General features: G+C 52.8%; 13 protein-coding genes. 12 read left to right on the top strand and 1 reads right to left on the bottom strand.

What is annotated here, in order from left to right; genetic code table 11:
* The first annotated feature begins 32 nt into the window (after nt 1–32).
* From L5220_RS03295 to L5220_RS03275, 5 genes are all read left to right on the top strand, one after another.
* Nucleotides 33–1,190 carry an RNA-guided endonuclease InsQ/TnpB family protein gene (locus tag L5220_RS03295; protein ID WP_499571570.1) on the top strand — a complete coding sequence of 386 codons (1,158 nt, stop codon included), beginning with the start codon at nt 33–35 and terminating at the stop codon, nt 1,188–1,190.
* A 15-nt stretch (nt 1,191–1,205) separates the two neighbouring features.
* Nucleotides 1,206–1,355 carry a hypothetical protein gene (locus tag L5220_RS03290; RefSeq protein WP_448526555.1) on the top strand — a complete coding sequence of 50 codons (150 nt, stop codon included), beginning with the start codon at nt 1,206–1,208 and terminating at the stop codon, nt 1,353–1,355.
* 54 nt (nt 1,356–1,409) lie between these two features.
* Complete coding sequence (recO, locus tag L5220_RS03285) at nt 1,410–2,210, top strand: DNA repair protein RecO (protein WP_448526554.1); 801 nt, start codon at nt 1,410–1,412, stop codon at nt 2,208–2,210.
* The gene (locus L5220_RS03280; RefSeq protein WP_499571567.1) at nt 2,207–3,493 is read left to right on the top strand and encodes an MFS transporter; all 1,287 of its coding nucleotides are present in this window, start codon (nt 2,207–2,209) and stop codon (nt 3,491–3,493) included. The genes recO and L5220_RS03280 overlap by 4 nt, the downstream gene beginning before the upstream one ends.
* A 130-nt stretch (nt 3,494–3,623) precedes the next feature.
* Nucleotides 3,624–4,985: a PP2C family protein-serine/threonine phosphatase gene (locus L5220_RS03275; protein WP_227517386.1), complete on the top strand. Its 1,362-nt coding sequence runs from the start codon at nt 3,624–3,626 to the stop codon at nt 4,983–4,985.
* Here the strand turns inward: L5220_RS03275 and L5220_RS03270 are convergent.
* Entirely contained in the window at nt 4,982–5,308 is a 327-nt protein-coding gene (locus tag L5220_RS03270) for an MGMT family protein (RefSeq protein WP_499571565.1), read from the bottom strand. The two genes, L5220_RS03275 and L5220_RS03270, sit on opposite strands and share 4 nt — an antisense overlap.
* A 500-nt stretch (nt 5,309–5,808) precedes the next feature.
* Here L5220_RS03270 and L5220_RS03265 point away from each other — a divergent pair, with 500 nt between their 5' ends.
* From L5220_RS03265 to L5220_RS03235, 7 genes are all read left to right on the top strand, one after another.
* On the top strand, nt 5,809–6,546 hold the full coding sequence (locus L5220_RS03265) for a V4R domain-containing protein (protein ID WP_499571563.1): 738 nt from the start codon (nt 5,809–5,811) through the stop codon (nt 6,544–6,546).
* Entirely contained in the window at nt 6,527–7,090 is a 564-nt protein-coding gene (locus tag L5220_RS03260; protein ID WP_499571561.1) for a hypothetical protein, read from the top strand. The genes L5220_RS03265 and L5220_RS03260 overlap by 20 nt, the downstream gene beginning before the upstream one ends.
* 32 nt (nt 7,091–7,122) lie before the next feature.
* The gene (locus L5220_RS03255; RefSeq protein WP_499571559.1) at nt 7,123–7,608 is read left to right on the top strand and encodes a phycobilisome protein; all 486 of its coding nucleotides are present in this window, start codon (nt 7,123–7,125) and stop codon (nt 7,606–7,608) included.
* 35 nt (nt 7,609–7,643) lie between these two features.
* The gene (locus L5220_RS03250) at nt 7,644–8,315 is read left to right on the top strand and encodes a V4R domain-containing protein (RefSeq protein WP_448513849.1); all 672 of its coding nucleotides are present in this window, start codon (nt 7,644–7,646) and stop codon (nt 8,313–8,315) included.
* Nucleotides 8,316–8,366: 51 nt separating this feature from the next.
* On the top strand, nt 8,367–8,849 hold the full coding sequence (locus L5220_RS03245; RefSeq protein ID WP_099799938.1) for a 2Fe-2S iron-sulfur cluster-binding protein: 483 nt from the start codon (nt 8,367–8,369) through the stop codon (nt 8,847–8,849).
* A 38-nt stretch (nt 8,850–8,887) separates the two neighbouring features.
* Nucleotides 8,888–9,697, top strand: coding sequence for a tetratricopeptide repeat protein (locus L5220_RS03240; protein ID WP_448513848.1), 810 nt, complete (start codon nt 8,888–8,890; stop codon nt 9,695–9,697).
* Nucleotides 9,698–9,794: 97 nt separating this feature from the next.
* Entirely contained in the window at nt 9,795–11,585 is a 1,791-nt protein-coding gene (locus tag L5220_RS03235) for a serine/threonine-protein kinase (RefSeq protein WP_499571556.1), read from the top strand.
* Nucleotides 11,586–11,691: the final 106 nt, after the last annotated feature.

The raw sequence follows: 11,691 nt of genomic DNA, 5'->3' as shown, positions 1-11,691 counted from the left end.
TTTTTCATAGTCACGGGTGAGAATATAAAAGGATGAAACAAACTCTGACACTAGTTTGCAAACTTGCAACCACACCCGAACAAAATGCCAAGATTGAGGCAGTGCTTCAGGCGTTTGCTGCTGCTTGCAACTATGCCAATGAGCGCGTCAAACCCAAAACAACCAGCAAAACAACGATTCAGTCGTTGGTCTATAACGACCTGCGAGAACAGTTTGGGTTGAGTGCTAATCAGGCAGTCAGGGTTTGTGCTAAGGTTGGGGCGAATCGAAAAACAGCCAAAGTGAAGGGCAAACCTGTCAAAGCGTTTCGTCCAACTTCGGCAGACTACGATGCCCGAATCTTCTCTTTTCGGGAGACGGATTGGACAGTCAGCCTGACCCTGCTGGGATGTAGAGAACACATCAAACTGGACATAGGACACTACCAGCGCAGCAAGCTGAAGGGGTGTAAACCCACGTCGGCTCAACTGTGCAAGCATAGAGATGGACGATACTACATCCACATTCAACTGAGCGACGACGCTCCTGAACCCAGTCAGTCGGACAAGGGGATTGGCGTTGATTTCGGTCGGCGTGAAATCGCTAAAACTAGTACCGATAACGGTTGGGATGCTCAGCAGTTGAATCAAGTTCGAGATCAGTTCGCCAAAGTGAGAGCATCGCTCCAGCAAAAAGCCTCGAAGGGCACACGGTCGAGTCGGCGTAGATGCCGACAAATCCTGCAACGGCTGTCGGGGAGGGAGAGACGTTTTCAGCGATGGCTCAATCATTCCATCAGTGCATCCATCATTCGTGAAGCAAAACACCTCCATGCCATTGTTGCTATCGAGGATTTGACAGGCATTCGCGATAGAATCAACCAGCAACCGAGAAACACGACCGAGCGGAGACGGTCGAACAGTTGGGCGTTCTATCAGTTGCGACAATTCTTGGAATACAAGGGTATCAAGGAAGGAGTTGAGGTGGTTGCTGTACCCCCTGCCTATACCAGTCAAACCTGCCATTGTTGCTTGCATATTGGGCTGAGGACTGAAAAAAAGTTCAAGTGTGGGCATTGTGGATGGATTGGTGATGCAGACCTAAATGGCGCAATCAATATTGCGCTTTTGGGGCAGTCCGTAACGCTGCCTGGAGGCTCCTGGCTGGCTTGCGAGATAGCCGGAGGGCTACAGAAAGCCTCGCCCTTCTAGGGCGGGGAAGTTTACTTGGCACAGTTGCATCCAGCCAGTGGCTATAGCCATGCCCGCTTACCGTGGGTGCTGCACTTTGCCCACAAAAGCAGCCAAGAGTTTTCGCGTATTGAACCCTTAAGCATTCTTGAGGGGCTTGATCGGGATAAGTTGATCGCTGTATAGGCAACGTGCCGCGATAGGCTAAAGGAAGACAATGATCCTGTTGTTTTTCTGGCCATGAGCCGCACCTACACCACTGTTGGAATCAATCTTAAAGCCATGCCCTTGGGGGAAAACGATCGCCTCTTGAGTGTCCTTACGCGCGATCGCGGCCTTTTGAAATTGGTAGCTCCCCACTGCCGTGGATCCCGCTCTAGGTTAGGGGGACGGGTTGATCTGTTTGTGGTCAATCAGTTATTTATTGCCAATGGTCGCAGCTTAGATCGCATCCTGCAAGCGGAAACCGTGATGACCTATCATGGGCTGACCACTCAACTGGCGAGGATTACAGCGGCTCAGTACCTTGGGGAAGTGGTGCTGTACCAAGCGGATCATCCTCAGCCGCAGCCGGAACTCTTTGATTTACTGTGCACCACCCTAGAGCAATTGCAGCAGCTATCCAGTCGGGCAGCTCTCGCTGTGTTGTTGCGAAGTCTCTGCCGTCTTCTTGACCTTAGCGGTATTGCCCCCCAATGGCACCAGTGTGGCGACGGCGGCGGAGCTATTCATGTGCCTGCGGCAGACACTGATTGGCGACTGGGCTTTAGCTTTGCGGCGGGGGGGCTGCTAACAACCGGTCGGGGCGATCGCCAGCTTACCGCCAGCGAAGTGCGTCTGGGGCAGTGGCTTGCAACCCCAGCCACCCAAGAGTGCGACCTCAAGAATTTTTTAGAGGCGTCTCAGGTCTATCCTCTAAGTGTTTGGCTGTCCTTAGAGCGGGTGTTGCGGCAGTATATGCAGTTTCATTTTGATAAAGTTCTGCGGGTGCCCCCCCTCCTTGATACCTGTTTTTCACCCCTGATGGTGCCACAGCCATGACCGTTGAGCCCGACATTCGCGTGATTTCACCTCCAGCGCCAGTACCCCCCCTCTGGCAAAATCGCAATTTCATTGCCCTGTGGCTTGCTCAAGTATGCTCTCAGCTGGCGGACAAAATTTACCTTGTGCTTGTGATTGCCCTCACCACTCAGTTCTTTCAACCTCCCGACCAGAGTATTAGTGGCTGGGTATCTGCCATTATGGTGGCCTTTACCATTCCGGCCATTGTGCTCGGTTCGGTGGCAGGGGTATTTGTGGATCGCTGGTCCAAAAAACAAGTGCTCATTGTTACAAATCTCTACCGCGCTCTTCTAGTCTTGGCTGTCCCCTCCACAACGCTCATGGCAACGGGTCGCCTTAGCGGTTTTATGGTACTGCTGCTGCTCACCTTTGCCATCTCCAGCTTGACCCAATTCTTTGCGCCTGCGGAACAGGCAGCCATTCCCCTATTGGTCGATAAGTCTCACTTAATTTCTGCGAACTCTCTTTATACCCTCACGATGATGGCGGCTTTGGTGCTGGGATTTGCAGCGGGCGAACCGCTCCTGACCTTGGCTAGTCACTGGCAGCCGCAATGGGGCGGTGCAATCTTTGTCAGTCTTTGCTATGGCAGTGCTGCTGCCTTTTTGTTTCTGTTGCGCCCTCCGGATCACTGCCACCTGCCCCCCAGTCGCTACCGCCAAGTTTGGCAAGAGCTGCGCCAAGGGCTACACCTGTTGGGGCAATATACGGCGCTGCGCTTCGCGCTGATGCAGTTGATCCTACTGTTTTCAGTTGTTGCAGCAATGTCGGTACTTGTTGTTCGTTTGGCAGAGGTCATGCCTGCCCTTGACACCGATCAATTTGGCTTTTTGCTCGCTGCGGCCGCAGTGGGGTTAGGGCTGGGCGCATTACTGCTGAATATCGGGACAAGGTGGCTCTCCTATCGTCTGTGGAGTTTGCTCGGGTGCTGGGGAATGGGGGGAATGCTGTTGGGGCTTGCCTTTTCCCTACAGTCATTATGGCTAAGCGGAACCTTTATTGTGGGGTTTGGTTTTTTTGCGGCGTTGGTGGCTATTCCCATGCAAACCACTGTTCAGGTCATGACACCGCCGGAGCAGCGGGGCACCATCTTTGGGTTACAAAATAACCTTGTCAATATTGCCCTCAGCCTGCCCCTTGCCCTCGCGGGGATTGCCGAAACTTGGTGGGGGCTAGTTCCTGTGCTTGTGGCGCTAGCGGTGGCGATCGCCATCGGTGGTTCCTTGATTGCCACCATTCACCCAACTAGGGAAACCTCCTAGACAAACTAAAGAAGCACTATAAAAAATCTAAACGTCTTTTATCTTGACGTTTTTTGCGCTACGCTGTAGAGTCAATTGACTCTTTTGCGGTCATTGGCTGCCCATGTTACCCGCCTCTTCCCTTGCTGCTATGAGTTCCTCGAGTCCTGTAATCGCCCTCAAAGAGATGGTGTCTCGGTTACAGCGCGAGACCAGTAAAATCCAAGAATTATTGGCCTCTCTCAGCTTTGCCCTGCGCAGTTTTAATAACCTCAACCAGTTTTTTGAGTTAATCCCGCTGATTAGCTGCCGTGTCACCGAAGCAGAGGCCGCCGCCTTGGTACTCTTCCGTGCCGACGGTCAAGCACGGCTGGAGCAGCTTCACTGTCATGCCAGTGATCAGTGCCCCAATATCCGCGCCGCCCTCGAAACCGCCACCCGTACCCTAGCCAACAGTGTCGGGATCATGACCACTGACCCCCATGGCGATCGCCCCCGCTTAGAGCATGTGCTCGATCAACAATTGCAAGATCGTCTTCCTGCGGGCATTCAGTTTTACGGCACCACGATTTTGGTCAAAGATACCAACCTTTCAGAGCGCGGACGGCTCTACGTCTTTAGCCAGCAACCCACCTACGAGTGGACAGAAACGCGCCAGCAACTCCTGCAGGTGATTGCCGATCAAACCGCAGTGGCCATTGCCAACGATGAGATGGCTCTGAAGCTGCGCGATCGCCAACGTCTTGACCGCGAACTGGAAATTGGTGCCGAAATTCAGCGCCGCTTGTTACCGCGCCATTGCCCCAAGATTCAAGGGCTTGATCTGGCTGCCGCCTGTCGCACCGCCAGTTGGGTGGGGGGGGACTACTACGACTTTATTCCCATTACCTATGGACTTGCCGATAGTCAAGACATTAGTCAAGGGCGATGGGGGATCGCCATTGGGGATGTCATGGGCAAAGGTGTTCCTGCGGGTTTGATTATGACCATGACTCGGGGAATGCTGCGGGCTGAGGCACTGAACGGGCATCGTCCCAGCCGCATCTTACAGCATCTCAACCGCGCCATGAAGGCTGACCTAGAGAGTTCCCATCGCTTTGTCACCCTCTTTTACTCCGAATACAATCCGCAAACCCGTGTCCTAGCCTTCAGCAACGCTGCTCACTTACCCCCGCTACTGTGGCGGGCCGAAACCGGTACTGTCCAACGACTAGACACCTACGGCATGCTCATCGGCCTCGATGAGCGCACCCAATATCAGCAAGTAGAAGTGCGGCTCCAGCCCGGGGACACCGTTGTTTTTTACACCGATGGGATTACCGAGGCCGACAATCCCAAGGGCGATCGCTTCGAAGAAGCACGGCTGGCCGCTGTCCTCGAACGTGCGTGCGCGAAAGGCTTAGATGCCCAAGCCTTGCTCGACTACATTTTTGCAGCAGTCATCGACTTTATTGGTGTGGAAGGGCGCATCAGCGATGACATGACCTTAATTGTGATGCGGGTGATGGATTAAGGCTGCCAACCGTAGCGACGCAAGTTAATGCGGCCATTGGCATTAAAGACCACCCCCTCTGCCTCTAATCGCCAGCGTTGTAGTTCGTCAGAACCGCCGCGGCGCCACGAGAGAGACACCTTCCCTTGGGCATTGACTACCCGATGCCACGGAATGTCTGAATCTGGAGCCACTTGGTATAGCGCGTAGCCCACAAAGCGGGCATGGCGTGGCCAGCCACACAGAGCCGCCACTTGGCCGTAGGTGGCCACGTAGCCACAGGGAATCTGCTGCACCAGTTGGTAGATACACTGCTGGAACGTATGGGAGGATGATTGCTGCATGGTATCCACGCACGGCTTTACAAGAATTTACCTTATTGAGCCAATAACAGGGGTTGAATCCGTATTAGCACGGAGGCAACCAAGAGGAAGAACCCACTAAATTAAGCCTAGTACACGAGTGTACGTGCCCCAATGAGGGATTTCTTTGCACGCTATATTTTTGTGCCGTGTTCGTGAGTGAAACAGCCTGTAACAAGATTAATACATTCAGTTAAGAAATAATGCACAGGAAATCATTGATTTGCAATGACTTAAGAAAATCATATAAGAATGGGAATATACCCTCAGATTCTTGAGAGTCTCAGTTGCAACCTCACCAAAGAGTTTCAACTGCTGGTGCGTTTCTTAGCCACCTTGGGTACAGCGGCTAGGGTTTATTCATCTGTACCACTATGGAGTTTTTTATGACCGTTGGGTTTCGGTTCTTTGGGTTTGACAATCTCTGCCAAGGACGTTAGGTATCCACCTGTTTTTCTGAACCATCTTTGTGGAGTTGCTCTATGACAATGACAAGTTCTCGCCCCCCTGCTGCTTCCGGTAGTTACTTCGGTGCCAACCACCTACTGCAGAAAAAGTATCCGAAGCGCCACCACCATTATGCGCTGTGGGACTTCTTTCAATTTGATAGCGATCGCGGCACCTACACCGATTGGAATAATGCCCGCAACCTCTTGGTCACTGAGGATTTTATTATTGGCTTAATAGAAGGTCTTGAAGAAGAAGTTGGCCCCGCCTCCAGTGTTGTGATGTACAAAATTGGTGAAGAATGGGGCCGCCGAGATGCCCGCTTCTTTCAAGAGTGGTTTCCCAAGGAATACGGCTACGAGCAAGGTCTCAAGCAAATGCGGCTACCCTACGTCCTAGAGGCTTGGTGGTGGCCTTGCACGACCCAAGGATGGGGCAACTGGGAAGTCGATCTCAGTGAACAGAAGCACGGCTTCATGTTTATCAACATTTTTGACTCAGTAGTGGCGCGTACCCTTGGGGATGTCGGTCGCCCCGTCTGCCATCTCTACGCAGGGTTGTTTGCTGGTTTCTTTAGTGGCCTCATTCAAAAAGACCTCAGTTGCATTGAAATCCAGTGCTACGCCATGGGCGAAACCTACTGCAAGTTCCTTCTTGGCAAACAAGATCGCATCGATGCAGCAGCCTTTTGGCAAAACGAAGGGGCATCTGCACGGGATATTGAAAAACGGCTCCGCAGTGGGGAACTTGTCTATGAAACAGCTAAGCGGTAACTGGCAGCAGCGCCCCGTGGCTGAATTCTTGGCGCACCTTAACTGGCTTGGCTTACCTGTGGCAGATACACCCGCCCTTGAGCCAGCACCCATGAACTGGCATACCTTGCGCGTGAGTGAGTTTTGGCAGCGGGTCAATTGGCTTGGATTGGTCTCAAGTGCACCCCCTGCCACCACCAGCCCCACTGAATGGTCACGGTACCACGTCAAAGATTTCTTTGGTCGCATGAACTGGCAGGGGATTGGTGTCATTGCCACTGAAACCTTAGCCGCAGACACCGCAAGCGATAGACCTGTGTCAGCGGCATGGCCAGCTTGGTCTGTGGCCACCTTTTTTGGCCAACTCAACTGGGACGGTCGGCCTGACCAAGCGATTGCCCTTGAACCGGGGGTGTCTCTGTGGCGACGGTCGGTGGCCGAGTTTTGTGCAGGAATCCCTTGGAGCGGTCAGCCCGTCATCGCCCAAGTTAGTAAACCCGTGGTAGATCCTGCGCCCCCAGTTGAACCAGAGTTTACCCTGTCTGACTTGTCTACTCTGTTCTAGACGCTTGTTTAAGGAGTTTTAAGGAGACCCCTATGCATACCGAATTAATGAACCTCTACTACAAAGCCGAAGAAAACTACCTCAGCAATGTTGACATCAAAGTCCTGCGGCATCATGTTGAATCCCTGCAACAGCGGCTACACACCTACGAGTTTTTGCGGGATCATGAGGTTGAGATTTTCCAACCCGTTGCTGACAAACTCCAAAAGAACTATCCTACAGAAAACCCCCGCACCCTTGAGGAAGTGCTGCGGCAGTCGATTGCCCTATTGCGCTACGCGGCCATGGCCATGCTCCTGAATAATCCTGAATTTTTACAACACCGCCTCTTGGAATGGCTGACGGGAGTTGTCAATGCTCATCAAACCCAAGCGGTGTGGACAAGTTGCCACGACCTCTTAAGTGCCCGCCTCAAGGAAATGCTCACCGACGCTGAGCAGGATTTAATTTTGCCCCTGTTGGATCATGCCCAAGCCACCCTTGTGGGGATCCCTGCGGTTGTTAGCGTTCAATCCTAAGCCTGCTATCTTGAGAGTTTTTAAGAGGATGTTCTATGATTTCTGTTGCTGATCTGGTCAAAGACCCTGTCTTACCCGGTAACTATTTTGCCGCTGATGCCTATGTTCAAGGGGATTTTGAAACAGGGCTGATTGAAAATCGCAAAGGTGCCCGTTTAATTGCCCTGCCGGATGTTCTGTTGCAAGCGATCTACACAGGGCTCGAACACGAAGTTGGCCAAGCCACTGGGGTCGTGTTGTTTAACTGTGGTCGCTGGTGGGGCAAGAATTTTTACCGTCGCTTTGTGGAAGATGTGAGCGAGTACTATGGTCGCCCGCTGGCGGAGATGGAAATGATTGAGTTTTTGCAGTGCCTTAAGGAATGCTGGAAAACCCATGGCTGGGGCACCCTTGACCTAGATGTTAGCTTTTATCAGCAGGGCTTTTTAGTGGTGAAAACTTGGGACTCCGCATTTGCAGAGGCTGCGCCCAAGGCTACTGGTCAACCGCAGTGCTTTGCTGAGGCTGGTATTCTGGAGGCCTTCTTTAGCCAACTCACGGGTCGGGATCTCCATTGCGTACAAACGGCCTGTCAAACCCTTGGCGCAAGCAATAACTATTTTGTGTTGGGGTTGCGGGAGCGGGTGGAGCCTGCTAAGGCATGGTTACAGGAGGGGCAGGATCACAACACGGTTATGGAGCGACTCTGCCGCACCCAGACTGCTTAGGGCTATCATTCAAAATGAATGATACGGACGGATATTGAGGAGCACACAGCAGTGGCAAAAGTTGTAAAACTCGAACCCATTTCTCGGGAAACGACCATTAACACCAACGATAATTTGCTGTCTGCGCTGTTGGACTCTGAACTACACGTCCTCAAAGAGTGTGGCGGGCGGGGGATGTGTGCCACCTGCCACGTGTATATCAAGGAAGGGATGGAAAGCCTCTCGCCGATGACTAAGCGAGAGCAGCGCACCTTAGAGGTGATTACAACCGCTAATACATCGTCGCGCCTTGCCTGCCAGGCGCGGGTTCTTGGCTCAGGGGTGGTGGTGGAGTTACCCTCAGGGATGTACGTCAATGCAGTGGAGGATATTGAATCCCTGATTGGGCGGCGGGCAGAGCAGGATATTCTGCATCCTCTGGATGGGCGCATTTTGGTGGAAGCGGGTAAGCTGATTACCCGGACGATGATTACCCAGCTAAAAGATACCCAAGTGCAAGTGGGACAATTCCTTGCCAATACGTCGGATGCCTAGGGCAGCCGTCTGTTTACAAGTTTATAGGGAGCTAAACCATGGAAAATCGTGATTTAAGTGCAAAGCCTATCCCATCTGCACCAAAAGCAGGGGGTTTTGAGCTGTTGGAGTCGGGGGCAACTGGGTTGACGGTGCTTCTTTCCATTGCAGCCGCAGTAACTCAGCAAACCATTTTGACGGCGATCGCCCCGCTGCCATTATCCTTGGCGGTGGGCTTAAACCTTGTCAGCCGCAAGACACTGAACGCGAGCCTTAAGGAATTTGCCGAGGCACAGCGCGAACAGATGGCTCAAGTGATCGAGTCTCAGGCAACGCAGCAGTCGAACCTGACAAACCTGACCTTTGCTCTGAGTCAAGTGCGCGATCGCCTCGAAGATGTGCAGCAGCAAGTACTTCAGCTCAACCAAGGGACGCGGGATCTTCACGATTACACCCGCATTCTGGATACGGAGCAAAAACAAATTGAAGAGGTGCTCGACTGTCTGCGGGAAATTGAGAAGAATACTCAAGTGATTCAAACGGATCCAAGTCATGCGAAAGCCTACTATAACCGCGGCCTAACCCACCAACGCCTTGGAGATGCAGAAGCAGCGGTGCTGGATTACTCAGAAGCTATTCGCATCAATGATGCCTATGCTAAGGCATACCACAATCGTGGGGTGGCACGCTCTACCCTAGGCGATCGCAAGGGTGCCGTCGAAGATTTGCGAACCGCTGCTAAACTGTTCTTTGAAAGTGGTGATATTGCCAGTTATCAGCGGGCACGGGATTTAGCCAAACGCATCCACGAAGTAGGCAGCGCTGAGCAGGCGGAGAAGGAAGTTCCCCTAGAATTGCTCTTTTCCTGAAAAACCTCAACGTTGCTAAATTTGATCTGTATTTCACCTAGCGCAACAGCGAATAAAGGTTGGAGTCCTTGTTGTTAACCCTTGTTGTTGAGGCCCCTTGCTACTCACGGCTCACGCTGCCCAAACCTCTCGTTATCGGCTCTTGGATGTAGCCGGGCAGGGGCAGTATGGGCAAGTGTATGTCGGTGTGAACCGCGAATCTGGGGAACTGGTTGCCATTAAGGTGCTCAATGAGCGACACTTGCTCACCCGCGGGTTCTTACGGGAACTCAACTTCTTGCTGACGCTGCAGCATCCTCATGTGGTGAGTTGTCAGGCCATTGACTATATTCCTGCCCGCCAGCAGGGGCAGATGCAGTACCGCAGTTTAGTGATGGACTACTGCGTGGGCGGCACACTGCGATCGCTCCTTGAACAGGAGCAAAGCTTACCCTTGACAACCGCATTACGCATTATCCTTGATATTTTGTCTGCCCTCAGCTATGCCCACCATCGGGGCATTATCCACTGCGATCTCAAGCCCGAAAATATCCTGCTAGACCTGCAACCCACGGGCTGGCACGCCAAGGTTTCGGATTTTGGGGTGGCGCGGCTCATTGAAGATGTCACAGGCACCGGCCAGACGGGTTCCCCGGCCTACATGGCACCGGAGCGCTTTTACGGCCAAACTTCTCCTGTGTCGGATCTCTACGCTGTCGGTATTGTGCTTTACGAAATGGTGGTGGGCGATCGCCCCTTCCATGGCACCCCCGCCGAACTCATCGCAGCACACTTGAGCCGTCCTTACACACTACCGGAGAATATCCCATTTCTAGTCCGCAACATTATTACCAAGGCGTTGGATAAGCTGCCCCAGCGACGCTATAAAACCGCAGCGGAAATGGCTTTAGCCGTACAACTGGCCTTGGAAGTCACTGATGCCGAACAGCAGCAGCAATCACTCCTGTTTTCGCGCTCCCCCGCAGCCTATCTACTATCACCCCCTCAGGGGCACCGCTTAGCCAGCCTCCCACGACAGCTGCTGAGTACTGAATCTGCGGTCTATGGTCTCATAGGCGATCAGCTCATTGCTTGGTCAGCAGCGCAGGGTATGCCAACGATCCAGCAGCAATGGCCTGTGACGCAGCAGACGACAGAGATTTTCACCAGTCAGTCAAGCTGTTGGTTACGGTTGAGCCTGCCAACACCCCAACTGCTGTGGGTACAGGACAACATCATTCCCGTACCCTGTCCCCTCTCAATGGCTGCCCATACCTTCGCCATCGATGCGAGTGGCTACTGGTGTGCAGAAACCCTTGTCCACGAGCAACAGCTCCTACTGCACCTCCATCTACTCCATGGGGTACGGCAGCAAACCCTTGTTTGGGATTGGCATGGCGGCGAATGGCTCGGTACATTCCTCCTTAACCGTCGTTACGGTCTGGTGGTCAGTCGCTACCAGTGTCCCAAAACGGAACACATCAGCACCCAGTTTGATTTGTTTCAGCGCCGCGGGCATTGGTTACTGCAAACGCAACTGCCGGTAAACTTGAGCCTCATAACCCCTGCACTACAACGGGAGTGGCAGCTTGCCGCCTTTGAAGATCATCCCCAGCAGCCTTTGCTGGTGCTGGTGAATTTTCGACCGTGGCGCGTGCAACGCTTAGGGCTACGCTTTCGTCCGCGGTTTCTCTGCTCAACTCCATGGGGGTATGTGGTGGCAGGTCGCCGCAGCCTGAACGTTGTAACCTACCATGGCGAAATTGTTGGCACTGCCGAAAGTGAGCAGGAGATTCACGGTGTGGGCTTTACTGGCGATCGCCAATTGTGGCTCATTCGCAGCAGCGATCAAAGCTACGTTTTAGAAACATGGGATATTACAACTTGGGATATTGATTTGATCCTCTAATCCCTAGGTTTTACTAGTACAATTGAGCGCACCCTCTAGTCGGTTTCGCTGAATTCCATTACAATAGTTTACAGTTATTAAACTTTAAGTAAGTTTCTCTAAAAAG

Origin of the sequence: Synechococcus sp. PCC 6716 (assembly GCF_022570815.1) — a bacterium.
GTDB lineage: Bacteria > Cyanobacteriota > Cyanobacteriia > Thermosynechococcales > Thermosynechococcaceae > Thermosynechococcus > Thermosynechococcus lividus.
The sequence above is the reverse complement of the archived record's forward strand: the minus strand, read 5'-3'. Positions and strand labels throughout refer to the sequence as shown.